The following is a 24,461-nucleotide window of genomic DNA, read 5'->3' as shown; positions in this document are numbered from 1 at the left end:
GCCTTTTTCGTTTAAAATAGGATGGAAAAACGGGAGAAGGGCGATTCGTATTCGCACATTCTGAAGTACACGAGCCTCTTCGGCGGCGTGCAAGGGCTCAATATTCTGGTCAGTGTGGTGCGTACCAAGCTGGTGGCCATGATACTGGGACCCGACGGTATGGGCCTTGTCTCGCTCTTCAACTCCACCATCAAGCTCGTGTCCGACTCCACCAACCTGGGTCTTCCGATGAGTGCCGTGAAGAATGTCTCCGAGGCCTTCGACTCCGGCTCGCCGCTGCGCGTGCAGCGTGCCGTGGGTCTGGTCAGGCTGTGGGAGCTGCTCACGGCCCTGCTCGGCATGGCGGTCTGCATCTTGTTCAGCCCGCTTCTCGACCGCTGGACCTTCGACTGGGGCGACCACACGCTCCACTTCGTGCTGCTCTCGCCCGTTGTGGGTCTGCTGGCTGTCACGGGCGGGGAGGCCGCCATCCTCAAGGGCATGCGCCAATTGCGGGCTCTTGCCGCCGTCTCCGTGTGTAACATCGTGCTGGCTCTGCTCTGTTCCGTCCCCATCTACTACTTCTTCGGGCAGGCCGGCATCGTGCCCTCGCTGGTGCTGCTGGCCCTCATTCAGTGCGTGGCCACGGTGGCATGCTCCTACCGGCTGTGCCGCCCGGCGTTCCGATTCTCGCGCAGCCGTCTGCGCGAGGGGGGGAGCATGGTGTCGCTGGGACTGGCCTTCGTGGCGGCCGGCGTGCTGGGCAGCGGGGCCGAGTTTCTGGTGCGGTCGTATCTGAACACCACGGGCGACCTCGCCGTCGTGGGGCTCTACAATGCCGGCTTCGTCATGACGATGACCTATGCCGGCATGGTTTTCTCGGCTATGGAGACCGACTACTTCCCCCGGCTCTCGGGCATCGCCCACTGCGGGCCGCGGCTCAACGAGATGGTGAACCACCAGACCGAGGTGCTCCTGCTGCTCGTCTCGCCCATGCTGGTGTTTTTCATGGTGGCCCTGCCCGTATTGCTGCCCCTGCTCTACAGCGGCAAGTTCATGCCGGTGCTGGGCATGGTGCAGCTGACGGTGCTGGCCATGTACCTGCGTGCCATGACATTGCCCGTGGAATACATCGCGCTTTCGCGCAGCGACTCGCGCAGCTACCTGCTGCTCGAGGCGGTCTACGACGTGGCTTTCGTCGTGCTCGTCATCGTGGGCTACCGCTGGCTGGGCCTCGTGGGCACGGGCGCGGGGCTGGTGGCAGCCGGCGTGCTCAACCTGGCCGTGGTCTACGGCTACGCCCACGGACGCTACGGCTACCGCGTGGCGCCGTCGGTACGCCGCTACGCGCTGCTGCAAATTCCGCTCGGCGTGGCGGCCTACGGCGTAACGCTCTTCGTGCACGGGCCGGCCTACTGGGCAGCGGGGCTGCTGCTCGGCGGGATGTCGCTGGCCGTTTCGGTCAAGATTCTGCATGGCAAAGCCAACCTCTGGGCGGCCCTCATGCGCAAAATCCGCCGCCGATGACCCCCTGCCAGGTAACCGTGCTCGTGGCCGTTTACAACACGGCGACCTACCTGCCCCAGTGCCTTGACTCGCTGCTGGCGCAGACGCTGGCGGGCGTGCAGGTGGTGTGCGTGGACGACGCCTCGACTGACGGCTCCCCCGCCATCCTCGACGACTATGCCCGTCGCGACGCGCGCATCGAGGTGGTGCACCTCGACGACAACGGCGGACAGGCGCGCGCACGCAACATCGGGCTGCGGCGGGCCCGGGGGCGGCTGGTGTGTTTTCTGGACAGCGACGACTGGATGGCCGTCGACTGCCTGGCCCGCGCCGTGGCCGTGTTCGACCGCCATCCGCTCACCGACTGCGTGCTCTTCCACACCTTATATTATTACAGCCCCTCGCGTCAGGAGGAATACCCCATGCAGCCTTTCCGAGTGCTCACCGGTCGGGAGGCCTTCGAGCGGTCGCTCACCTGGGCCATCCACGGCGTTTACATGGTTCGCACCGACATTCACCGCCGCTATCCCTACGACGAGTCGGCCCATGCTTTCAGCGACGACAACACCACGCGGCTTCACTATCTGGCCTCGCGCGAGGTGCGGCTCTGCAGTGGCACCTATTTCTATCGGCAGCACGCCGCTTCGGTGTCCCACCAGGTGAGCCCGCGGCGGTTCGACTATCTGGCGGCCAACCTCAGCATGGCGCGGCAGCTGCGGCAGTTGGGCGTGCCGTCCGAGCTGCTCTCCATCTACGAGAACCACCGTTGGCTCAATGTGGTGGACCTCTACTGGTTCTACCACCGCCACCGCCGCCGGCTCGGGGCCGCGGCTGCGGCCCGCGGTCTGCGGCAGATTCGCGAGGCGTGGGCCGGCATCGAGACGTGGCGGCTGCGGCCTCGGCTGCGCTGCAAGTTCGGCTATGCGCCCCTGCGGTGGGCCTCCGGGCCAGGGCTGCAGGACGAAAGGGGGGCTGCCGGCCGTGCTGCCGACTCGTTGTCGTGGTGTCTCTTCCGGCTTGAGGAAGAGCTTTATTTCTCGCTGCGCCGCCTGTTGGGGCGGTAGCTCTTTGTGCCGCATGCGTGCTTGGCCCATGCGGTAACGGTTTTTCGCGACGCCATGACGGCGCAATCGTCGCGCGATTGCGCCGTCGTCGCCCGCCGATTGCGGCGTCATCGCGTTGCGATTACGGCGTTGTCGCGGGGCTGTTGCGGCGTGGGGGTGAACGCCCTTTCGGGCGTGCGGGCCGACACGGAGGCCGGCACGCACGGCAATACCCCGTGCCATGGAAAATGAAATGGTATTGATTTTACATGGAAATCCTGTATCATGGGTAACGAAATGGCGTTGATTCCATGCCAAAACCCTGTGCCTTGGCGATTTTACCGCGGCTCGGGGCTTTGCCGGGACAGCCGGCTGCTGCGCCGGTAGGCCATGGGCGTGGTGCCGGTCGTGCGCTTGAAGAACTTGCAGAAAGCACTCGATGAGGGGAAACCAAGGTCGTTCACAATGGTCTTGATGGGCGTCGCGGAGCAGCGCAGGGCTGTCTTGGCCTTGAGCGAGAGGGCCCGGTCTATCCACTCCTTGGGCGTTTCGCCGCTGATTTGCACGATGCGCGTGTCGAGATAGGTGGGGGTGGTGCACAGCTCCGAGGCGTAGAAGGCGAGCTTGTGCTCGCGCGCCACATAGCGGTCGACCAGCGAGAGGAAGCGGTCGAGCAGACACAGGCTGTCGCCCGTCGCGGCGTTGGTCTGCTCGGGTGTGTGCCGCCTGTACAGCAGCTCGACGTAGCGCAGCAGCGACCCGATGAGCTGCGCACACGAAGCACTGGTCTGCGGGTCGCCAGTGAGCAGGTAGAGGGTGTGGAGATATTGCCCCAGAGCTTCCCGTTCGACGGGATTGAGGCTCAGCCGGAAGTGGAAATTCGCATCGCTAAGGAGCAAAGGAACGTCGCCGGAAAAAAGAGTCCGGAGATAGTCTTCGCGGGCCGCCATGCCCTCGAAAACGACTCCTCGGGCAAATATATCAGGGCCCAATACCCCCCCCCAATTGATATAAATCAAGTCGCCGGGCTGGCAACGGTACGTCTTGCCGTTGACCATCAGGCTGCAGAACCCCTCCTTGACGATGCCCATGCGCATGCAATCCATGCGTACATAGTGGGAACGACCGAACACGGAACGGAACAAATGGGGTGCGCCCAGCGTCACGCCGTAGTCGTCGCAGGCGCACGACAGTCCGCTGCTTACCGGGCCCGGGTGCTCCATAAGCTCGCGGAATGCGCCGAAAGGCACCACCTCGATTTCGTCTTTAGCCATGATGGGTAGATAAGTTGCCGGCAAAGATAGGCAAAATGACCTTGAGTTCAAAGGGTCTTGACGTGGAATTTAAAGAAAAGGAAATCTTTTCTAACTTTTTGGAAATCCCTTGTCGGCCGCGTCTTCGTAACTTTGCAGCCACCCAAAGACGAAGAGATATTCTTAACGCCGGCGTGTTGACCGGCGGGCATGAAACATTGTACAAATATAGATCAATAGGAAAACATGAGAAGAATTACTTTGCTTGCCATGCTGTGCATCCTCGTGACACAGTTTGCACAGGCCAAGCTGGCTGTTGCCACAGCCGGCGACGGCACCGTGACCCTGACGCTGAATGCGGCGGGCGACCTGGATGCCGAGTTCACAGGACAGTATGCCGCGGCGCAGCCCACGGCTTTCCTGGCCGCCTCGGGGGCGCTCACGGCTCGGAAATTGAAAGTTGCGACGGCCCCCGGCGTGCGCATGACACAGGCCGACCTCTACCGCCTCTACGGCGAGAGCTACGGCGGTTACCAGCATTTTGTGCTTCGGGAGCTTGACCTCTCTGAGGCCGAGCTGCAGTCGGACAACGACCTTCGGGGCCTGGCTTGGCTCACGTCGATGAAGAAAGTGACCTATCCGGCCACCACATCGTCCATTCCCACCACGTTCAGCGACGGCTCCCGGTGCCAAATCGAGGAGGTCGTCATCCCCGACAATGCCGCCATCGGCCTCACCGTGGCCCAGCAGGCCTTCCACAACAAGTCGCTGAAAAAGGTGGTGTTTGGCGCCCGCAGCAGCATCCACATCGGCAACCTGTGCTTTCAGGGCAACCCCAACCTGACGACTGTAGACTTTCATTACGGCTCGACGAGCATCGTCATCGGCACCCAAGCCTTTGACCGCTGCACGGGTTTAAAGAACATTGTGCTGCCCGAAGGCGTCACCGAGATAGGCGCGGGTGCGTTTCTCGGGGCCGGCATCGAGGCCATACGGCTGCCCAATTCGCTGCGCGTCATCCGCACAAAAGCCTTTGCCCAGTGCGCGGAACTGCGCAGCATCACCATCCCCGAGGGCGTGGAACAGATCGAGACAGCCACCTTTGAGAACAACTACAACCTGGCCGATGTCTACGTGCTGGGCAACCACACCAAGTGTGCCGAGGGTGCTTTCACCGACAACATCACCTACAAGTACCAGGCTGGCACCTGTACCGACGGGCAAACGGGCGTGACCAGGGATCTCTATACGCCCGAGGACGGCAACATGAAAGTGGTTACACGGCTGCATTTCATGCGTGAGGCCTATGACGATTACACCAACGAATACATTAAAGTGATAGGCACGGCGGGCTACAGCAGCTCGCCCTACGGCAACCATCCGGAGCTGAACCACTGGGTGTTCGACGCCGACGGCAACCGGTTGCCCGTGAAGCACTCCGACTATTTCGAGGGGCTTCATGGCGATTATGCCGGTTGGAAGAACTTCATGCTGACCGACTCGACGCTGGGCAAGAAGATTACAGTCGACTCGGTGCGCGTGCGCGACAAGTGGTACACCATGTGCCTGCCCTTCGACATGACCGCCGCCCAGCTCAAAAGTGCCTACGGAGCCGGGTTGGAGGTGGTGGAATTTTCCGCGGTGAGCTCTGAAATGGAGGGTGCCGGCAGGAAGTATATCACCCTGCATTTCACCACGCCCGTCACGGTTACACGGGCACATCATCCCTACATGATCCATCCGGCCATCCACGCCGGCAGCACGCCGGGCGTGAAAACCACCATCGTGGGCATACAGAAGAAGCCCCAGACCGACGCCGCCCTCGACGGCGAGACGGTGGTGCAGACGTGTGACGGCGTGGCCTACACGTTCCGCGGCAACTACGCGCAGGGCAAGTCGCTGCAGCAGTACAGCTATTATTATTACTCGGGCGACGACGAGAGCCAGTGGCCCAACGCGTTCTACAAGTGGACATCGGCCGCGGGCGGCACGTGGACGCCCGGTTTTGCGTGCGTGCTTGCGTCGGCCGATGACGGGGCCCTGGCCAAGGCCCAGAGCGTGTACGGGGCCGAAACGGGCGATGACACGCCCACCGGCATCACCCCCCTGCACGCTGCCGCCCCACGCACGGCGGCCTCCGCGCCCCGCGGAGTATATGGGCCGGACGGCCGGCTGGTGCGTGCCGGCAGTTCCCTGGACGGGTTGCCCAAGGGATTTTATATTGTTAATGGAAAGAAATACGTAGTGAAATGAAGAATATGAAAGCCAACAAACAGCAGCGGACTTACCAGCGTCCAGAGACGGAAATCATACACGTGGAACTCGAACAGATGGTGTGCGTGAGTGGAAGGGCCCGTTACGACATCGGTACGGAGGACGGCGGATACAAGAAAACCGGTGACGTGCACGTGCATACTACGCCCGGCGACGGCCCCGGCATTGCCGGCGGCAAGCGCTGGGGAGCCGTGGGCTTCGACGAAGAATGGGCCGACAATCCCTGGGGCGAGTAGCGGCGGCCGGCCGGGCATGCCGTTCCGGCCGCGTGCCCGGCGGTCAGGCCAGCTGCAACGCCACCAGCGTGCGGAAGGAAAAGAGGCCCAGATGGTTGGCGTCCAGCCGCGAGGCCTCCTTCAGATAGCGCATGGCGTGGGTGCGGTCGCCCAGTCCGTAGTAGCCCAGGGCCAGCATATACTTGCAGTGCAGCTCGTTGGCCAGGTCGAGCGAACCCTCCCAAATTTGCAGGTCGGGCAGCGACACGGCGAAGTAATCCATCACCACGCGGTCGAAGAGATGCTGTTTGCCGTAGTCGACGAGCCGGTGGAACCGCCCCCGCGCCTCGTCCGTGCGGCCCAGCCGGAGCAGTGCCAGTCCCTGGTAGAATATCTTGTCGGGCCGCGCGTCGTTGTAGTACATGGCGGCGGCAGGCTCCCGAGGCCCCTCCGTGGCCCGCTCCCAGCAGGAGCGGGCCTTGCTGTCTTCGCCCTTGGCAGCATGGGCTACGCCCATGAAGAAGTAGAAGTCGTTCTCCTGTGCGCCCTCCAACCGGCCCTCGCCCAGGTGGGGCGGGTAGACGAGACACTCGGCAAGCAGCCCGAGTGCATCGTCGTATCGCCGGGCCGCGAGGGCCTGCTTGCCCAGCTCCAAACGGGCCAACTGGTACTGTCCGCTCACCCGACCCTCGCCCCCTTCCCAGGCATGGAAGCGGTGATGGTCTATCCGTTCGAGGGCGTCGGCGTGCCGGCCGGTCTGGTTGAGCAGGGTGGCCTCTTCGAGAATCAGGTCGTCGCGCTGCGCGATGAGGGCGGGATGGCGTTGCAGCTGCCCCAGCCGCCAGGCCGGGTCGAGGCCCATCCGCTTGTAGAGCTGGTCGAGTTCCATCAGGATGCGCGCGTCGGTGGGGTTCAGGTCAAAGGCCCGTTCCATGTATGTGCGGGCCTGTTCGAGCTGCCCCGCCTTGTTGTAGGCGTAGAGAGCCAGGTTGCGCCACACTGTGGGCAGCGACGGGTCGAGCTCGGCGGAGCGCGTCCAGTGGTCGTGGGCTGGGCCGTATTGCCGGTTGGCATAGTAGAGACAGCCCAGATAGTAGTGGGCGCGGGCGTCGCGGCTGTTGTGTTGCAGGGCGGCCTGTAGGGCCAGAATGTCTTCCGTGCGGTTGGGGAAACAGTAGTCGGGACAGGCCCGTTCGCCCCTTGCAAAGGCGTCGGCGTCGCCCGCCCAACCCATGTAGTAGTGGGTCATGGGCGTGGTAGCTCCCTCGTCGACGGCCCACTGCCACACCGCGCGGGCCTCGGCGGTGAGGCCTGCAGCGCAGTAGTCGAGGGCCAGCTCGTCGTAGTTGTTGGGCATGCCGTGCATCAACGCGGCCAGGCTGCGGTGCAGCTGCCCGTCGCCCGTGAGCAGGAACTCCTCGTAGCGGCAGCCATAGTTGAACCGATCCATGGCCACACTCTCGCGGGCCAGGCCGAGGGCCTCGGCCGTGCGCCCCATGAGACGCAGCACGGCAACCTTCAGCGCGCGGGCCTTGTGGTTGTAGGCGTTGCGCGCCAGACAGCTGTCCACCTCCCCGAGAGCGTCTTCAAGCCGCTGCTGCTCCACGGAAATGCGGGCGCAATTCAGGAAGCCGGCATCCTGCCAGGCGGCATTCCAGGTGGACTTCCAGAACAGGTCGTAGGCCTCTGCCGTGCGTCCCTGCCAGCGTAGGGCCAGTGCAAGGTTGTAGATGGGCTCGCCGTCGTAGGGGTTTGGATTGCGTTTTGTGAGCACGTCCACGGCCTTGCGCAGGTACGGTTCAGCCTTGCCGAACCGGCCTTTGCGCAGATACCACAGCCCCAACGCATTGTTGCACCGGTAGTCTTCGGGGTCTCGACGCAGTCCCTCCTCATAGTAATCCACGGGGTTGTAGGTGGCGTGGCGGTATTGTTCGAGGTGCAGCCCTGTGAGGTAGAGCTGTTCCACGGTCTTCACCTCGGCGGGCAACAGGGCGGGTTGGGCGGCCTGGGGGATGGGTCGCAGCTCGTCGGGCTCGGCATGCCACACCAGCCGGCCGGCGCGAAGAGTGAGTGCAGAGAGCGGGCAGCCCTGCACATCGACCGTCTCGCAGAGGATGTTCTCGGGCGAAAGCTCCGTCTGCCGGTCGTAGTAGACGGTGCCGTCGTCGCCCTGCAGCACCACGTGCACCTGCCGTAGGCTCGTGGCATAGAGCTTGAACCACACGGTGCCGTCGGCGTTGCGGTCGATGTTCATCACGAGGTCGCGCGAGGCTTGCTTCACCACGCCCAGTTCGCGGTAGGGCATGAAGTACTGCGTGAAGCGCTTTTCCTCGTAGGGCATGAGCCAGGTGAAGTCGGGTTGGTTCTCGGTGAACACGCCCGCCATGAGCTCAATGTAGGGTCCGTCGGCGTCGGTGAGGTTGCGATCCCAGGCCCTTCCGAAGTCGCCGTTGCCCCAAGTCCACTGTTTTTTGCCCGGCGAGAAGTGGTGATTAGCCACGTGCAGCATGCCGCCGCGGGTGTCGTTTTCGTATCCTCCCTCGAAGTCGAACTTGGAATTGACGGCCATGTACGACGTGGGCACCTTGATATTCTTGTAGTTGGAGATGTCCACGCCGGCCGAATAGTCCATCTTGTAGTAGGTGCCCGTGGCGACGGGAAAGCTACTCACGGCGCGCTTGCCATGGTCGAACACGGCGTTTACGTCCTGCGGGAACACGCTTTGATAGTGTTCATTCACGGCCACTGCCGGGTTGGCCCACCACAGGAAGGTCTGCGGCACGGGCGTTCCGTTGTAGAGCCGCCCCTGTATTTCCAGATAGGCGCAGCCTGGCCGCAGGGTGAAGCCCGCGGCTCCTTTCTGATGAAACATGCGTTCGTACTCGTTCACCCACACCGTCACGGCCCCGTCGGCATGCTCTTCGATGTCTGAATCGACGGGCAGATAGGTGCTGGGGCGGTGGTGCTGGGGCCAGTTGAACTCGATGCCACCGCTGATCCACGGGCCGGTGAGGCCCACAAGGGCCGGCTTGACAACGTGATTGTAGTACACAAAGTGGCGGCCCTTCACCTTGTCGTAGGCCATCTGCACGCGGCCGCCGAGCTCGGGAAGTATCATCACCTTGATGTATTCGTTCTCCAGCCACACGGCGTTCCAGTCGTGGTCGGTGGGCGAATCGCTGATTTTTTCGACCACGGGGTAGGGATATACCACGCCGCTCGACCCCTGATACACGCGTTTTTCGAGGAAGATGGGGTTCTTCTCGGCTTCGCCGATCTCGTAGGTCGGGAGGGTTACCACCTCCCGCCATGCCTTTACGTTTGCCATATCGTTGTTGGTTTGTTTTCTGATGTTCAGTCCACCAGCTCGTGTTCGAGCTGCTCCAGGCTCCTGCCCTTGGTCTCGGGAAGCATGCGGGCCATGAAGATGAAGCCGGCCAGGCACACCGCGCTGTAGATCCAGAACGTGCCGTAGCTGCCCAGTGCCCGATTGAGCAGGGGGAAAGTGTAGGTCAATGTGCTGCTGCCCACCCACAGGGCAAAGGTGCTTGTGGCCACGGCCACGGCGCGCACCCGGTTGGGGAATATCTCGGAGAGCAGCACCCAAGTGCACGGACCCAGCGTCATGGCGTAGCAGGCGATGGCCGCCACCACGAGCACAATCATGAAAAAGCCCGATGCCTGGAGGTAGTAGCACGTGCCGAGCGTGAGGTAAATGCCGCAGAGGCCGCCCGCGCCGAGCATCATCAGCGCCTTGCGCCCCCAGCGATCCACGGTGAAAATGGCCACGATGGTGAAGGCTACATTGGCTATACCCGTCACCACGATGTTGAAAAGCACGTCGCCAATCTCGTATCCGGCGGCCTGAAATATCTCCTGGGCATAGTTGAAGATGACGTTGGTGCCGCACCACTGCTGGAAGAAAGCCACCACCAACCCGATGACGAGCACCCGCCTGTAGGGGCGGCTCAGCAGCAGGCGCAGCCCTCCCTGCGAGGCGTCGGCGGCGTTGGCCTCCCTCACGGCACGGAGCTCGGCCTCGGCATAGACCCCTCCGCCGATGCGCGTCAGGATGCCGAGGGCCTGCCGCTCACGGCCCTTCATGGTGAGCCAGCGCGGACTTTCGGGGATGAGGAAAGCCAGCACGAAGAACACGCCCGAGGGCACTATGGCGGCCCAGAACATCCATCGCCAGGCCGTCTGCCCGTTCCACGAGGCGGCTATCTGGGTAGCCGTGGAGCCGGCAGGTATCGCATCGGCGATGAGCCAGTTGGTAAGCTGGGCTGCCAAGATGCCGAGCACGATGGTGAGCTGGTTGAGCGACACCAGCTTGCCGCGTATCGCGGAGGGCGCCACCTCGGCAATGTACATGGGCGAGAGGCCCGATGCCAGCCCGATGCCCACGCCACTCACCAGCCGGGCCACGAGGAAGAACCCGAAGCTGCGGGCTGCACCCACGGCCAGCGACGAGAGCAGGAAGATGACCGACGCGGCAACGAGCAGCCGTTTGCGCCCGATGCGGTCGGCCAGCGTGCCGCAGAGCATGGCCCCGCCCATGCACCCTACGAGGGCCACGGTCATGGCCAGGCCCTGCATCGAGGCGTTGTCGGCAATGCCGAAATAGAGCTCGTAGAAAGGCTTGGCCCCGCCGATGACCACCCAGTCGTAGCCAAAGAGCAGGCCGCCCATGGCCGACACGGTGCAGATGAAGTAGACAAATCGCTTGTTCAGGGTTGCTGTCATGATGCCAAATGTTTTTAGTCAGGGTTTCTGCGTGCAAAGGTAGCACAATCCGCCCGGCCGGAAAATAGACGGGCCGGGGAGAAAAAATAGACAAAATTCCGATGCCACGTGCGTAGTTTTCCGTTTTTTGGCTACCTTTACACCGTCAAATCCACCCAAGACCAGCGCCTATGCTTAGAATCGGAGAGGGGTTCGAAGGCGAGCGTTCCCTCGTGTTGCCCGCCATTGTACGCCATGCCGCCCAGGACGATGCCGTGTTGCGCCAGCTCCACATCACCGACATGGGCCATTATCCCCACGCCATGCACCACTACCGCGAGCGCACCACGCCCATCGGCCAGCACATCCTCATCCACTGCACGTGCGGCAGCGGCTGGTACCGCGTGGGCGGCACGCAGCACGAGGTGCACGCCGACCAGTACTTCATCATCCCTGCCGGCCGCCCGCACACCTATGCCTCGAACAACGACGACCCGTGGACCATCTACTGGATACACTTTGCCGGCGACCTGGCTGCCGAGCTGGCGGGCGACTGCCAGGGGCCGCGCGACGTCCGTCCGGGGCCGACATCGCGCATCGCCGACCGCATCATGCTGTTCGAGGAAATCTTTCTGACGCTCTCCGACGGCTACTCCACGGACAACCTGCACTACGCCGCGGCCCTGCTGCACGCCTATCTGGCCACGTTCCGTTTCCTGCCCCTCTTTCGCAAATACCACAAGCAAGGCGACCGCGTGGCCGAGGGCGACGTCATCCAGGCGGCCATCAAATACATGGGAGAGAACATCGAAAAGCGGCTCTCGCTCCCATCGTTGGCCCGCTACATCGGCTATTCGGTGTCGCAGTTCTCGCTCATCTTCAAGAACAACACGGGTCACTCGCCGCTCAACTATTTCAATCTGATGAAGGTGCAGGAGGCCTGTCGGCTGCTGGAAACCACCGACATGAAGATCGTTCAAATCAGCGGCAAGGTGGGTATAGACGACAATTACTACTTCTCCCGCCTGTTTTCCAAGGTCGTCGGCATCTCGCCCCGCCAGTATCGGCAGTCGGTACGCGAGGCCGCGGAGCGGAGCGGGGGGGCGGAACAGGCAGCCACGTGAATGCCCTGACGGGCATGCGGGCCGGTGCGGAGGCCGGCCCCTACGGGCAATACCCGGGTTTCGGTGCGGGGTGTGCGTTGTGTTTTCTCACAGATGGCACGTTTTTCACAGAAGTTTTGCAAGGCTTTTCTCACAGATTCCACAGATTTCACAGATGCCAATCACCGCGCAGCATCTGTGAAATCTGTGGAATCTGTGAGAAAATTCCACGCGCAGCATCTGCAAAATCTGTGGAATCTGTGAGAAAAAGAAGTTGCTGGTGCCCCTTTCTACGATACCTGCCCCTGCGAAAACGGCGCAACGGCCTCGCGATTACACCGTAACAGCCCTGCGAAAAACGTGTAATGGCCCTGCGAAAAACGGGTAACGGCCCCGCGATTACACCGTTTTTCTCTGGCGTTTACACCGTCATGCTTCCGCGGCAACAGGGCGGTGGCAACGCAAACGGCCGCCGCGGGACACGACAAAAGCCGTAACGCGCTGTGTGTTACGGCTTTCGGTATGGATCAAGGGGAGGGGAAAATGCCCGGCGCGGGGGATTAGAAGCGCAACTCCCGCAGGATGTCGGCCATCTTTTGCTTGGTCTCAATCTTGGTGGGCACGAGGGGCAGACGCAGCCGGTTCTCAATGAAGCCCATGTCGTTGAGCAAGGCTTTCACGCCGGCGGGGTTGCCGTCGACGAAGAGCAGGCTGTAAAGCTCGGTGAACATGTGATGGATTTTGCGGGCGGGGTCGTACTCGCCGTTGAACTCCAGCCGAATCATGCGCGAAAATTCCTTGGGCAGGGCGTTGCCGATGACCGAGATAACGCCGGCCGCACCGCTGGCCACCATCGAGAACGTGAGGGCGTCGTCGCCGCTGATCACCTCGAAGTGGTCGGGCTTGTTCTTGATGATCTCGTCCACTTGCTCCAGGCTTTCCGAGGCCTCCTTGATGGCCACGACGTTGGGGCAGTCGCGGGCGATGCGCACGGTGGTGGCCGCTTTCATGTTGACGCCCGTGCGCCCGGGCACGTTGTAGAGCACGAGGGGCAGCGGGCTCACGGCGGCAATGGCCTTGAAGTGCTGGTAGAGGCCCTCCTGCGAGGGCTTGTTGTAGTAGGGGCAGATGCTCAGGATGCCGTCGATGCCGCTCCAGTCGGTGGACTTCAGCTCCTCGATGACGGCCGCTGTATTGTTGCCGCCGCAGTACTTCAAGATAGGAATGCGCCCGTGCACCACCTCCTTGATGAGGGCCGTGATGCGGTCTTTCTCGTCGCGGCTGAGGCAGGGAGTCTCGGCCGTGGTGGCGAGAATGCAGAGAAAGTCGGCCCCGTTGTCGAGCTGATATTCCACCAGCCGCTTCAGTGCGGGGTAGTCTACGTCGCCCTCGGGAGTGAACGGGGTGATGAGGGCAATGCCCAATCCTCTGAAAATATTGCGTGCCATGCGTGCAGTGTGAACTATGGAGATTACGATTCTGAATGACGATTCGGCCGCAAAGATACGACTTTCGTTTCAGATTGCAAAGGAAAAGGGGCGAAACCTATCAATAATTTTTTGCGCGTGGCGGCTGTGGGTGCGAGCGTCCAGACGGTTGGCGCCGATGGCTTGCGACGGGGCCGGGTCGCTCGGGCCGTGTGGCGACGGAGGAAGGAAAGGGTGGCACGGGGCTTGGTGCACGTTGTAGGCCGGCCGTGCATCAGCCCCTGCTGCCGATGTAGAGGAACACCATGCCGAGCAACACCAGGGCCAGGTCGACGGCTTTGGACTTGAGGTTGCGCTCATGAAACACGGCAGCGCCGAAGAGGAAGCTCACAATGACGCTGCCGCGACGAATCATCGACACGATGGAAATCATGGCACCGTCGAGGCTGAGCGAGTAGAAGTAGACGAAGTCGGCCGCACTCAGGAACACACTGATGCCGATAATGGTCCAGTCCCAGTGGAAAGGGGTGGTGCGCTTGTGGGTGGGCCACCACAGAACGGCCATCATGACGAGCATCATGCCCATCTGGTACAGGTTGTACCACGACTGCACGGCCATGCGGTCGAGCCCTACACCGCCGTTGGCCGGCGAGGCCATGAGGTACTTGTCGTAGATGCCGCTCACGGCTCCGAGCACCGCTGCCAGCACGATGGCGCCTATCCAGCGGTTGTGTTTGAAGTCGATGCCCTCCCGGCGCCCCGACCGGCTGAGCATGAAGAACGACAGCACGGCCAGCAGCACACCCATCCACTGCCAGCCGTTGAGCTGTTCGCCGAAGACCAGCAGTGCGCCCACGAGCACCATCACCGGCCGCGTGGCATTGATGGGACCCACGATTGTGAGCGGCAAATGCTTCATGCCGAAGTAGCCGAACACCCAGCTGGAGAGCACGATGAGGCTCTTGAGCACGATGTAGCGGTGCATTTCCCAGCCGCCCGAGGCCACGTGGAAGATGGAACCGTCGAGTGCAGTGCCCGTGGCCGAGAGCAAAATGAACGGCAGGAAGATGAGCGAGGAGAAGACTGTGTTGAGAAACAACACCGGGATGACGGCGTTTCCCTGCAGCGACTTTTTCTTGAACGAATCGTAGAATCCCAGCAACGCTGCCGAGAGAAATGCTAAAAACAACCACATGTCAGAACTGATTATCCGATGAACATCATCTTTTTACGGGTGCAAAGGTACGACTTTTCTGTCGATTAATAGGCTATTTCCCAGAGGAAGAGGCCGTGGGCGGGCATCGACTCGCCGGCATCGGAGCGTGTGCCGGCGAGGACAACGCGGCGAAAGTCGTCGAGCGAGAGGCGGTGGCGGCCCACATCGACCAGCGTACCCACCACGGCCCGCACCATGTTGCGCAGGAAGCGGTTGGCCGCAATCTCGAAATACCAGGTGGCGGGGCCCGTCTGCACCCAGCGGGCGCAGGAGACTTGGCAGAGCGTAGTCTTGTTGTCGGCGTTGGCCTTGCAGAACGCACGGAAGTCGGTCACGGTGGCGAGCCAGGCGGCCGCCTCGTTCATCAGCGCGAAGTCGAGCTGCCAGTGCATCTCCACCGAGAAGTGGCGCAGGAACGGGTCGTGGCCGGTGTGGATGAAGTAGCGGTAGGTGCGGCGCGTGGCCGAGAAGCGGGCGTGGCGGTCGGCGGGCACGGCCTCGGCGCGGCAGCAGCTGATGTCGCGCGGCAGCATGCGGTTGAGGCGGTAGGCCAGCTGGGTGGTGTCGAGGGGTTGGAACGTGTCGAAGTGGCACGCCATCTGCCTGGCGTGCACGCCGGCATCGGTTCGCCCCGCCCCCGTCACCTCGATGGGTTGGCGCAACAGGGTGGAGAGGCACTGCTGAACTTTCTCTTGCACCGACATGCCGTTGGGCTGGATCTGCCAGCCGTGATAGGCCGTGCCGTCGAAGCTCAGCCAGAGAAAGTATCTGTGGGATGGGTTGTTGGTCATGGATTTGTTGATGCTTCCGTGGGAGGGTACACCTCTTTATATATATACCTGCCCGTTTGGATGAAAGTGTGCGGCCGGCTTGGGCGGCTGTGGCGGCGTGCCTTTACACGCCAAGGCGCAGGTAGGCACGGTCGTCGAACGACTGGTTGCCCACCATGCGGCCCTTGGTGGCCTTGAAAGTGCGGATGCAGAACGGGTCGTCGTCGAGCTGGCGGCGCAGCGCGGCCTCGCTCTCGGCCAGCGTGGGGCAGAGCCGGGGGTAGCCGTCGGAGGCCAGCACCACCTCGGTCGGCGGCTCCGGCACAGGGATGGTGCGCACGCCCGGCATGTGGATGGGCGTGCCGTCGATGACGGCGTAGGCCACGTTCTGCTGCTGCATGCTCCGGATGAGGTCGGGCAGAATCATGTCGCGGGCGTAGTCGTGGACGATGTTCATGCCGTCGAGCATGTGGTCTTCGTCGTAATAACATTGGTGGAAACAGGCTGCACGGCGGGCTGCCAGCGCGGCCTCGCCGGGCTTGGGATTGTCGAAGAACCGGTCTGCCACCATGCACTGGCAGTCGCCCACCATCCACACTTCGCGGTGCACACGGCTGAAAATCACCGCGCTGGCGCAGAGCCGCTCGTGGGGCGGGATGGCCTCCGGGCCGCCCGGCGACTCGGGATAATGGGCTCGCAGCTGGGCTGTGAGGCTGAGGCAACAGTCGGCCAGCGAGGCGTCGGCCGGCATGCGGCGGATGAAGTCGGCCACGAGCAGCATGGCATAGCGGCCGTTGCGCATGTCGGGGCGCACGCGTGAGGGCGACTTGCTGGTGCTGCCGTCGATGACTGCCGCGAAGTGGGGCGTAAGGACGATGCCGTCTTCGCAGTCTTCGGGTGTGTGTTTGCCGATGAGGCACTGTTCGATGACGTTCACTTGCGGCGGCGTGGGTTGGGTTGGAAATTGGGGTTGAACGACTTGCGGCCCTGCCCGCCCGTCTGGTTCGCCCGCCCTTGGCGCGGGGCATGGCCAGGCTTGGCGCCGCCCTGTCGGCCCTGTCGGCGGCTGGCGGGCTCGGGAGAGCTGCCCACAGCCTTGGCGTCGTAGTTGACGCGGCCGCGGAAAGGTACGCCGTCGTAGAGTTGTTTGATGAGATCGGGGCGGCCGATGCGCTTGAGCTCGTGCTCGATGTTGCGCCGCTCCTCGGGCTTGTACCAGAAGAAGAACTGCCGCTGGGCCAGTTTCTCGCGCGGGGTCTTGGCGCAGAACACGGGTTCGAGCGTATAGGGATCGAAGCCCGAATACCAGGCTTCGGTGCTCACGGTCATGGGTGTTGGCGTGAAGTCCTGCACCTGTTCGAGGTGGAAATTCAGGTTCTTGGTGAGCACGGCGAGCTCGGCCATGTCCTCCTCCTTGCAGCCGGGGTGGCTGCTGATGAAGTAGGGGATGAGCTGCTGGTTGAGTCCTTCCTCGCGGTTGATGCGGTCGAAGATGCGCTTGAACTCGTAGAACTGCTTGAACGAGGGCTTGCGCATGAGTGCGAGCACGCGGCCGGACGTGTGCTCGGGGGCCACTTTGAGGCGGCCGCTCACGTGGTGGGTGATGAGCTCGCGGGCGTAGGCCATGGCCGCCTGGTTGGACTTCTCGTCCTTGCTGCGGTGCAGGATGAGGTCGTAGCGCACGCCGCTGCCGATGAAACTCTTCTTCACGCCGGGCAGTGCGTCCACGGCACGGTAGACCTCGAGCAGCTGGCTGTGGTCGGTGTTGAGGTTGGGACAGATCTCGGGATTGATGCACGAGGGCCGTTTGCAGTGCTCGCAGGCTTTGAGGTTGCGGCCGTGCATGCCGTACATATTGGCCGACGGGCCGCCCAAGTCGGAGATATAGCCCTTGAAGTCGGGCATCTGGGTCACCAACTTGGCCTCGCGCACGATGCTCTCCTTGGAACGGCAGACCACGAACTTGCCCTGATGGGCCGAGATGGTGCAGAAAGAGCAGCCGCCGAAACAGCCCCGGTGCATGTTGATGGAGAACTTGATCATCTCGTAGGCCGGGATGGTCTTGCCCTTGTACTTGGGGTGGGGCAGACGGGTGTAGGGCAGTTCGTAGGTGGCATCCACCTCCTCGGTGGTCATGGGAGGGTAGGGAGGATTCACCACGGTATATACATGGTCGACGGCTTGGAGCAGTCGTTGGGCGTGCATCTTGTTGGATTCTTCCTCGATGTGGCGGAAGTTCTCGGCCTGTGCACGCTTGTTGCGCAGGCATTCCTCGTGGGAGTGGAGCACGATGTCCTGGTCGGTGATGCCGCCGGGAATCTCTGCTTCGGGGCAGAGGAAGACCGTTTGGGGAATGTCGCGGATAGCGCGGATGGGCCGTCCCTCCTCCAGTTCGCGGCAGAGCTGCACGGTATTCTTCTCGCCCATGCCGTAAAGGATGATGTCGGCGCCGCTGTCGCAGAGGATGCACTTGTGCAGCTGGTCCTGCCAGTAGTCGTAGTGGGTGAGGCGGCGCAGGGAAGCCTCGATGCCGCCCAGAACCACGGGAACGTCGGGGAAGAGCTGTTTCAGGATGCGGGTGTAGACAATGGAGGGATAGTCGGGGCGCATGTCGTGGCGCGAGTCGGGGCTGTAGGCGTCTTCATGGCGTAGCCGGCGGTTGGCCGTGTAGTGGTTGACCATGGAGTCCATGTTGCCCGGACTCACGGCAAAAAACAGTCGCGGCCGCCCCAACTTCTTGAAGTCGCGGTAGTCGCCGTGCCAGTCGGGCTGTGGAACAATGGCCACCCGGTAGCCCTGGGCTTCGAGAATGCGCCCGATGACGGCCGCCCCAAACGAGGGATGGTCTACATATGCGTCGCCGGAGAACAGGATGACGTCGAGTTCATCCCATCCTCTCAGCTCGCATTCCTTGCGTGTAGTGGGTAGGAAATCTGTGAGTTGGTGTTGCCGCATCAGTCGCTTACCTCCTGCGGGTCGGCCTCCTCCTCGGTCTCCTGGTTGCGTTTCCAGTCGATATAGAGCAGGATAAGCTGGTGCAACCCGAAGGCTTTCATGTTGTTGTTGTAGATAACATCGAGGCAGAGGTCGAGCAACTGTTTGTCCTTGCCGGCTTCTGACCCGAGCATGGAGCGCACGTTGAGCTTCAGTTTGTCGAGCACGTCCTCGTCGATGATGCCGTTGCTGTCGATGAGATTGCGCAGCAACGAGTACTTGTCTATGGTCTGGAGGTGGGCCTCGCTCACCTCAATGCTTCTGGTTCCGGAGTGGTTGGCTTGAATTTTCATAAGTGTCGGTGTTTGTTGAAAGTTATTTCAGGAGATAGTTCATGATGCCCTGCATGAGGCGGTTGCGCATGGCGGGGTCGGTGATGCACTCAAATGGGAAGCCCATGACGAAAGTGCGGCCGCGCGGCCCGTCGTAGGCCGTGGCTGCAGTAAGGCCGTTGCTGTACTGCATGGCGCAGACGGCGCCGCCCGAGGGCTGCAGCACGTTGGCACGAGTGGCGGCGTAGTGGTCGGCGTTGAGCAGTCGGAAGAAGTCGAATGTGAGGCCCAGACCGTTGGCTCCACTGATGGAATCGGTCTTGATGGACGTGCCGGGGCTGGCCTTAAGCGTCTGCGCGAGCCAGGCGGCATCGGTCTCACTGCTCATGTCGGTACCGATGTAGGCTCCGCTGGCCAGCACGCAGCCGCCCCCGGCAGTGTAGGCCGAGAGCCTGGACTGTAGCTGCGCGGGGAACGTCTTGTCGTAGGCCAGCGCATCGGGCATGTAGCGTTGCAGGCCGAGTATCAGGTCGACGGCCGCATAGCGTTCCAGCCGCACCTTGCCGGTCTCCACAGCCCGCGAGGAGCAGCTGGCCACATTGTACTTGCGGGCCGAGGCGATGGCTGTGGCATGGGCCATGGTATAGTTGAAGTCGTTGCCCGCAATGAACTTGCCGGCCAGCTCGTTGCCGCCGTAGCCAAGGCCTCCTTCGCCCTCGATGCCCATGTGGGCACGGTCGAAGTCGCTCTGCAAGCCGCACCAGCCGGCCGTCACACCGCGTGTCACGCCGGGGTCGGCGTCGAGATCGAAGCCCTGCTGCGTGTCGTTGTTGACCACGGCCGGGGCCGAGAGCCGCTGGAAGCCGTTGACCACCAGCACCGTCTGTGTGGCACCCGGCTGCACGCAAGCCGACACCACCTCCGAGGCGAAGCTCTCGCCGCCGCGGTTGGCCGCCGACACCTTGAAGTGGTAGGGTATGCCCGGTTGCAGGTCGACGGTGGCGGTGGTGCCTTTCACCTTGCGGCCGTTGTCGAACCCTCCGTTGCCGATGGCTGTGTACAATATATAATAGGTGGGGGTGGCCGTGGGTTCCTGCCGGTCGGGTTGCATGGTCCACGACAGTTGCGCCTCGTTCCTTGCCAGCTCCACACTCACGGCAGTGGGGGCCAGCGGGGCTATCACCGTGGCGTGGCCGTGCATGCCGTTGACGTAGCGGGCAATGGTTTTATAGATGGAACGGGCCAGCGTGAACTTGAAATGCGGGTCTTGTCCAAGCAGCATGTCGGGGAAATTTTGGTGCGACATCGTTTCCAGAATGGCCGCCGGCACTTCGGGCAAACGGGTCTCCGAGTAGTTGCGATCCCATAGATAGCGGCGCGCCCAGCTCTTGTACTGGTAGCTTAGGTCGCGTGTCACGCCCGAGAGCAGCTCCTCGGCGAAGAGCTTTGACGCCGTGCGCGAGATGCCGGCGTCGAGTCGGCCGTCGTTGAAGTCGGTGGTGCAGATAGCCAGAGAACCGACAAGTCCCACGCCGTCCTTGGCGTAGCCGGCATCGCTGTGAACGGCCAGCGACAGTTCCATGGGCACTTTCTTGCCCGACAAAGTGGGCACAAAGACGGAGCCTCCGGCCAGCCAATTGAGCATGCGCGAGCGGGTGTTGATGTCGTCGGCATAGTCATCCGTGCCGTTGCGACCGCCGTAAACGGTATAGGGCGCCCCCGCCCACTGGGCCCAGTAACGGGCTCCCTCGATGGCGCGCGGGTAGCCGCTTGTGGTGCCGCCGCGCTCAATATTGCCTATGCCGCCGCCAAATCGCACGGCATCGGCCGTCACCACGCCGTGGTGCCGGCTCTGGTTGGTGAGCATCACACAGTTGTCTATGTGGTCGCCCTCGCCGAAATCGAAAGTCCCCAAGTAGACCCACGTGCCGCCACCCATCTGCTGATTGACGCGGAACTCGGTGGCCTGGCCCTTGTGGAACACGGTGTAGTGGGCGTCGTCCACGCTTCCAGGCACCGTCTGGTAGCTCACGTAGACGGCGTATCGGCCCGCCTTGATGAAGTTGGGTTGCCATTTTGCGTAGGCCTTGCCGTCTTTCTTGGTGGTCTTGATTTGCCTGGAACGCCCGGCGGCAAAGGGATTTTCGCCGTCCAGATAGCTGCCGGCGTGGGCAGAGAAGCCGGGCGTGGTGGTATAAGTCCAGCTGTCTCTCTCGGCGTATTCCCGGTAATCGTTGGGCAAAGTATTGAGGCCGCCGTCGGGATCGACGATGTATTCCCACGCCTGCCAGTCGCGTTCGCGTGGCGTGAACACCACGGCCCCGGCCTTTTCGAGCATCGGAATGAGGTAAGGCACGACGATGGTCTGGGTGAAAAGGTCCTCTGTCGTGCCGAAGATGATGGGTCGCTGCCACTTCCAGAGTGCTTTCTTGTTGTCGTAATAACGGCCGTGCGAGGCCCAGACGGTGAGGTGGCGGTTGTACAAGCCGTGGGTGAAGCGTGTCGGTGCAGAGGCGTTTGACACCCAGGGCCGGCCGTCGTAGTCGGTGCGTCCCCAGAGCGCGTGTCCGTCGGCATCGCTCAACACATGGCCGGGCACATACTGTTCGATGAGCATGCCGTTGGTCGTCACACGGAGTTCGTAGCCGCTATAAGGCTTCACGAGGGCGTGCTTCACGTGCTTGTAGATTCTGCCCACCTGCTTGTTGGTGAATTCCTGCTGTGCGAAGGCATCGCTGGTGGCCACCGTCACACGGCGCATCTTGTCGTCGATGGTCAGCGATTGGAGCCGTGGCTGCTGGCCGAAGTCCGTATTCCGCGCCGTGTAGGTCAGGAAATAGTCGTTGAGAGCCTTCTCCATCTTGTGGCGCAAGACGGAGTTTTGGGTCCACCCGCCGATGGCAAAAACCAGGAGGCAGCCCGCCAATCCTATTTTCCGCATGATGGTTATAGCTCGCCAATGGTGAATTTCTCGGGGTTCTTGCCCTTGAAATCCTTGAAATACAGTTTTGTTTCGCGCATTTCCTGCTCGATGTCGCCTGTAGGAACGAAGCTCCGGGTACACCGAATGAGCTTCCGTTCATAGTCCACTCCGTAGAGCAACACGGGAATCTGGGCCTTCAAAGCGATGAAATAGAAGCCCTTCTTCCACTCGGGATTGAGCGACCTTGTGCCCTCCGGCGTGATGCAAAGCTTGAACTCTTTGCGTTGCTGTGCGGTGTCGGCGAGGTTGTCGGTCATGCTGGAATGGCGCGAGCGAAACACAGGAATGCCGCCCATGCGCCGGAAAACAGGCCCCAACGGCCAGAAAAACCATTCCTTCTTCATCAGGAAATTGATTTTCAATCCTCGTGACCGCATGTAGAGTTGACCGATAAGAAAGTCCCAGTTGCTGGTGTGCGGGGCCAGGCAAATGATGAATTTGTCGGGGTGGCCGACAGTAACTTCCGCCTTCCATCCCCAGTGTTTGAACAGAAGCCAGTTACAAAACTGCTTGAACATAATGTCTTGATTAAGTCGCTGCCAGGCGTGCAGCCCGTGCGGAGTTATCCTAAATTGCCGATCTGGTCAATCACATCGGCCACCTGATGGTCGAAGTCCGTCGTGAGTTGGTGGTAGTAAACCTTGGGCGACATGCCGGGTTCGGGGTGCGAGATGCGCCTCACGAAGTCGTTGCGCATGACGATAATACCCGAGAGCAGGCTTTCCCGGTTGTCCTTATTGTCTGCTGCGCCGTAAAGGGAAGCGGCGACAGCCTCTGCGAACAAGTCGCTGCAAATGCCGTCTATCAAGTGCTTCAAGTCTCTTTTTTTTGCCATAGCTTGTGAATTGATGTTCTTTGATTCGATGTCCAAAGATAAATAAAAAAGTGGATATGCAAGCACGGGCCCTTAAAAATATTGTGAAAAAGGGGTTTTCTTTCTCTTTTCTTTCCATATTCAACGGAAAAAGCGTACTTTTGCAGTAGGATATACTATTCATTAAATCATAAATCACAGAACATGAAAACGAGTCTTTTGCAGAAAGCGCGTGCTCAGTATCAGCCCAAACTCCCGAAAGGGTTGCAGGGAGCCGTTAAGGTTAAGGAAGGTGCAGCCACGCAGAGCGTTGGCGATCAGGATGAAATCAAGAAGCTTTTCCCCAACACGTATGGCATGCCCATCATAGAGTTCGTGCCCGGCGAGGAGTATGCGGCCCGTGAGATGAACGTCGGCATCATCCTCTCCGGCGGTCAGGCTCCCGGCGGTCACAACGTCATCTGCGGCATCTTCGACGCTGTGAAGAGACAGAACGCCAACAACAAGGTGTACGGTTTCCTCATGGGCCCCGGCGGTTTGGTGGATCATGACTACATCGAATTGACGTCCGACTATGTGGACAAGTACCGCAACACCGGTGGTTTTGACATGATTGGCTCCGGCCGCACCAAGCTGGAGAAAGAGGAGCAGTTCGAGAAAGGCTTGGAAATTATCCGCGAGCTTGGCATCAAGGCCGTGGTTATCATCGGCGGCGACGACTCCAATACCAATGCCTGTGTGCTGGCCGAGTACTATGCTGCCAAGAACTACGGCATCCAAGTCATCGGTTGCCCCAAGACGATTGACGGCGACCTGAAGAACGCCCAGATTGAGACGAGCTTCGGTTTCGACACGGCTACCAAGGTGTATGCCGAGCTTATTGGCAACATCGAGCGCGATGCCAACTCTGCCCGCAAGTACTGGCACTTCGTGAAACTCATGGGCCGCTCGGCCTCCCACATTGCGCTGGAGTGCGCTTTGCAGACCCAACCCAACATCTGCCTCGTGTCCGAGGAGATTGAGAAAGAGGACATGACGCTCAACCAGATTGTGGAACAGATTGCCACGGCCGTGGCCCAGCGTGCCGTGGCCGGCAACAACTTCGGCGTGGTGCTCGTTCCCGAGGGCCTCATCGAGTTCATTCCGGCCATCGGCCGCCTCATCGACGAGCTCAACGACCTGCTTGCCGCCCACGGTTCCGACTACAAGGATCTTGACAAGGACGCCCAGCACGCCTACATCCTGGCCCATCTGAGCAAGGAGAATGCCGACACATTCGCCACCCTGCCCGAGGATGTGGCCCGCCAGCTTTCGCTCGATCGCGACCCCCACGGCAATGTGCAGGTGTCGCTTATCGAGACTGAAAAGCTGCTTTCCAACATGGTGGGAGCCAAGCTCGACGAGTGGAAGAAGGAAGGAAAGTACAAGGGCAGCTTCGCCTCGCAGCACCACTTCTTCGGCTATGAGGGCCGCTGCGCAGCCCCCTCCAACTTCGATGCCGACTACTGCTACGCTCTCGGCGTGAGCGCCGCCAACCTCATTGCCAACGGCAAGACGGGTTACATGGCCATCGTGCAGAACCTCTCGGCTCCCGCCGAGGACTGGAAGGCCGGCGGTGTGCCCATCACGATGATGATGAACATGGAGCGCCGCAACGGCGAGATGAAGCCCGTGATTCGCAAGGCCCTCGTGGAACTCGACGGTGCCCCCTTTAAAAAGTTTGCCGAGAAACGCGACGAATGGGCCCGTGAGACCTGTTTTGTCTATCCCGGTCCTATCCAGTACTGGGGTCCTTCTGAGGTTTGCGACCGTGAGACCCGCACGCTGGCCTTGGAGAACGAGGCCAAGAAGTAAGCCACACCACGGGCGGCAGCCGGGCCGCGAACCCGG

Annotated in this window: 18 protein-coding genes; 6 read left to right on the top strand and 12 right to left on the bottom strand. The window is 61.6% G+C overall.

What is annotated here, in order from left to right:
- Window positions 1-21: 21 nt before the first annotated feature.
- Window positions 22-1,506, top strand: coding sequence for an oligosaccharide flippase family protein (locus tag L888_RS0102015; RefSeq protein WP_027951666.1), 1,485 nt, complete (start codon window positions 22-24; stop codon window positions 1,504-1,506).
- Entirely contained in the window at window positions 1,503-2,549 is a 1,047-nt protein-coding gene (locus L888_RS0102010; protein ID WP_027951665.1) for a glycosyltransferase family 2 protein, read from the top strand. The genes L888_RS0102015 and L888_RS0102010 overlap by 4 nt, the downstream gene beginning before the upstream one ends.
- Window positions 2,550-2,866: 317 nt before the next feature.
- Here the strand turns inward: L888_RS0102010 and L888_RS0102005 are convergent, their stop codons facing one another.
- A complete protein-coding gene (locus tag L888_RS0102005; protein WP_027951664.1) occupies window positions 2,867-3,802 on the bottom strand; it encodes a helix-turn-helix domain-containing protein in 936 nt (311 codons plus the stop codon).
- Between the two features lie 225 nt (window positions 3,803-4,027).
- Here L888_RS0102005 and L888_RS0101995 point away from each other — a divergent pair, with 225 nt between their 5' ends.
- Together L888_RS0101995 and L888_RS0101990 are read left to right on the top strand one after the other, a co-directional pair.
- Window positions 4,028-6,034: a leucine-rich repeat domain-containing protein gene (locus tag L888_RS0101995; protein WP_027951663.1), complete on the top strand. Its 2,007-nt coding sequence runs from the start codon at window positions 4,028-4,030 to the stop codon at window positions 6,032-6,034.
- Window positions 6,031-6,291 carry a hypothetical protein gene (locus L888_RS0101990; protein ID WP_245594800.1) on the top strand — a complete coding sequence of 87 codons (261 nt, stop codon included), beginning with the start codon at window positions 6,031-6,033 and terminating at the stop codon, window positions 6,289-6,291. The genes L888_RS0101995 and L888_RS0101990 overlap by 4 nt, the downstream gene beginning before the upstream one ends.
- Window positions 6,292-6,334: 43 nt before the next feature.
- On the opposite strand, the gene L888_RS0101985 is transcribed toward L888_RS0101990, so the two are convergent.
- A complete protein-coding gene (locus L888_RS0101985) occupies window positions 6,335-9,598 on the bottom strand; it encodes a DUF5107 domain-containing protein (RefSeq protein WP_027951662.1) in 3,264 nt (1,087 codons plus the stop codon).
- Between the two features lie 26 nt (window positions 9,599-9,624).
- A complete protein-coding gene (locus L888_RS0101980; RefSeq protein ID WP_027951661.1) occupies window positions 9,625-11,013 on the bottom strand; it encodes a sugar porter family MFS transporter in 1,389 nt (462 codons plus the stop codon).
- A 170-nt stretch (window positions 11,014-11,183) separates the two neighbouring features.
- Here L888_RS0101980 and L888_RS0101975 point away from each other — a divergent pair, with 170 nt between their 5' ends.
- A complete protein-coding gene (locus L888_RS0101975; RefSeq protein WP_027951660.1) occupies window positions 11,184-12,116 on the top strand; it encodes an AraC family transcriptional regulator in 933 nt (310 codons plus the stop codon).
- Window positions 12,117-12,655: 539 nt separating this feature from the next.
- Here the strand turns inward: L888_RS0101975 and dapA are convergent.
- The 9 genes from dapA to L888_RS0101930 all read right to left on the bottom strand — a co-directional run bounded on the left by dapA (window position 12,656) and on the right by L888_RS0101930 (window position 22,592).
- Entirely contained in the window at window positions 12,656-13,543 is an 888-nt protein-coding gene (gene dapA / locus L888_RS0101970) for a 4-hydroxy-tetrahydrodipicolinate synthase (RefSeq protein ID WP_027951659.1), read from the bottom strand.
- A 253-nt stretch (window positions 13,544-13,796) separates the two neighbouring features.
- Entirely contained in the window at window positions 13,797-14,717 is a 921-nt protein-coding gene (locus L888_RS0101965) for a DMT family transporter (RefSeq protein ID WP_027951658.1), read from the bottom strand.
- Window positions 14,718-14,782: 65 nt separating this feature from the next.
- A complete protein-coding gene (gene truA / locus L888_RS0101960) occupies window positions 14,783-15,529 on the bottom strand; it encodes a tRNA pseudouridine(38-40) synthase TruA (protein WP_027951657.1) in 747 nt (248 codons plus the stop codon).
- 103 nt (window positions 15,530-15,632) lie between these two features.
- Window positions 15,633-16,445: a hypothetical protein gene (locus L888_RS0101955; protein ID WP_027951656.1), complete on the bottom strand. Its 813-nt coding sequence runs from the start codon at window positions 16,443-16,445 to the stop codon at window positions 15,633-15,635.
- Window positions 16,442-18,463, bottom strand: coding sequence for a YgiQ family radical SAM protein (locus L888_RS0101950; RefSeq protein ID WP_027951655.1), 2,022 nt, complete (start codon window positions 18,461-18,463; stop codon window positions 16,442-16,444). The genes L888_RS0101955 and L888_RS0101950 overlap by 4 nt, the downstream gene beginning before the upstream one ends.
- On the bottom strand, window positions 18,463-18,795 hold the full coding sequence (locus L888_RS0101945) for a hypothetical protein (RefSeq protein ID WP_005846780.1): 333 nt from the start codon (window positions 18,793-18,795) through the stop codon (window positions 18,463-18,465). The genes L888_RS0101950 and L888_RS0101945 overlap by 1 nt, the downstream gene beginning before the upstream one ends.
- 22 nt (window positions 18,796-18,817) lie before the next feature.
- Window positions 18,818-21,715, bottom strand: coding sequence for a golvesin C-terminal-like domain-containing protein (locus L888_RS0101940; RefSeq protein WP_027951654.1), 2,898 nt, complete (start codon window positions 21,713-21,715; stop codon window positions 18,818-18,820).
- Window positions 21,716-21,720: 5 nt separating this feature from the next.
- Window positions 21,721-22,275: a 1-acyl-sn-glycerol-3-phosphate acyltransferase gene (locus tag L888_RS0101935; protein WP_005846776.1), complete on the bottom strand. Its 555-nt coding sequence runs from the start codon at window positions 22,273-22,275 to the stop codon at window positions 21,721-21,723.
- Window positions 22,276-22,319: 44 nt separating this feature from the next.
- Complete coding sequence (locus tag L888_RS0101930) at window positions 22,320-22,592, bottom strand: hypothetical protein (RefSeq protein ID WP_005846774.1); 273 nt, start codon at window positions 22,590-22,592, stop codon at window positions 22,320-22,322.
- 183 nt (window positions 22,593-22,775) lie between these two features.
- Between L888_RS0101930 and L888_RS0101925 the strand changes: the two genes are divergently transcribed.
- Complete coding sequence (locus L888_RS0101925; RefSeq protein ID WP_027951653.1) at window positions 22,776-24,425, top strand: diphosphate--fructose-6-phosphate 1-phosphotransferase; 1,650 nt, start codon at window positions 22,776-22,778, stop codon at window positions 24,423-24,425.
- Window positions 24,426-24,461: the final 36 nt, after the last annotated feature.

It is taken from the genome of Hallella seregens ATCC 51272 (genome assembly GCF_000518545.1).
Classification (GTDB): Bacteria; Bacteroidota; Bacteroidia; order Bacteroidales; family Bacteroidaceae; genus Prevotella; species Prevotella seregens.
This window is presented reverse-complemented; position numbering and strand designations above follow the sequence as displayed.

Bases quoted from the DNA above. Each gene is read 5' to 3' on its own strand.
- L888_RS0102015 (WP_027951666.1), top strand. From the start codon at position 22: ATGGAAAAACGGGAGAAGGGCGATTCGTATTCGCACATTCTGAAGTAC.
- L888_RS0102010 (WP_027951665.1), top strand. From the start codon at position 1,503: ATGACCCCCTGCCAGGTAACCGTGCTCGTGGCCGTTTACAACACGGCG.
- L888_RS0102005 (WP_027951664.1), bottom strand. From the start codon at position 3,802: ATGGCTAAAGACGAAATCGAGGTGGTGCCTTTCGGCGCATTCCGCGAG.
- L888_RS0101995 (WP_027951663.1), top strand. From the start codon at position 4,028: ATGAGAAGAATTACTTTGCTTGCCATGCTGTGCATCCTCGTGACACAG.
- L888_RS0101990 (WP_245594800.1), top strand. From the start codon at position 6,031: ATGAAGAATATGAAAGCCAACAAACAGCAGCGGACTTACCAGCGTCCA.
- L888_RS0101985 (WP_027951662.1), bottom strand. From the start codon at position 9,598: ATGGCAAACGTAAAGGCATGGCGGGAGGTGGTAACCCTCCCGACCTAC.
- L888_RS0101980 (WP_027951661.1), bottom strand. From the start codon at position 11,013: ATGACAGCAACCCTGAACAAGCGATTTGTCTACTTCATCTGCACCGTG.
- L888_RS0101975 (WP_027951660.1), top strand. From the start codon at position 11,184: ATGCTTAGAATCGGAGAGGGGTTCGAAGGCGAGCGTTCCCTCGTGTTG.
- dapA (WP_027951659.1), bottom strand. From the start codon at position 13,543: ATGGCACGCAATATTTTCAGAGGATTGGGCATTGCCCTCATCACCCCG.
- L888_RS0101965 (WP_027951658.1), bottom strand. From the start codon at position 14,717: ATGTGGTTGTTTTTAGCATTTCTCTCGGCAGCGTTGCTGGGATTCTAC.
- truA (WP_027951657.1), bottom strand. From the start codon at position 15,529: ATGACCAACAACCCATCCCACAGATACTTTCTCTGGCTGAGCTTCGAC.
- L888_RS0101950 (WP_027951655.1), bottom strand. From the start codon at position 18,463: ATGCGGCAACACCAACTCACAGATTTCCTACCCACTACACGCAAGGAA.
- L888_RS0101945 (WP_005846780.1), bottom strand. From the start codon at position 18,795: ATGAAAATTCAAGCCAACCACTCCGGAACCAGAAGCATTGAGGTGAGC.
- L888_RS0101940 (WP_027951654.1), bottom strand. From the start codon at position 21,715: ATGCGGAAAATAGGATTGGCGGGCTGCCTCCTGGTTTTTGCCATCGGC.
- L888_RS0101935 (WP_005846776.1), bottom strand. From the start codon at position 22,275: ATGTTCAAGCAGTTTTGTAACTGGCTTCTGTTCAAACACTGGGGATGG.
- L888_RS0101930 (WP_005846774.1), bottom strand. From the start codon at position 22,592: ATGGCAAAAAAAAGAGACTTGAAGCACTTGATAGACGGCATTTGCAGC.
- L888_RS0101925 (WP_027951653.1), top strand. From the start codon at position 22,776: ATGAAAACGAGTCTTTTGCAGAAAGCGCGTGCTCAGTATCAGCCCAAA.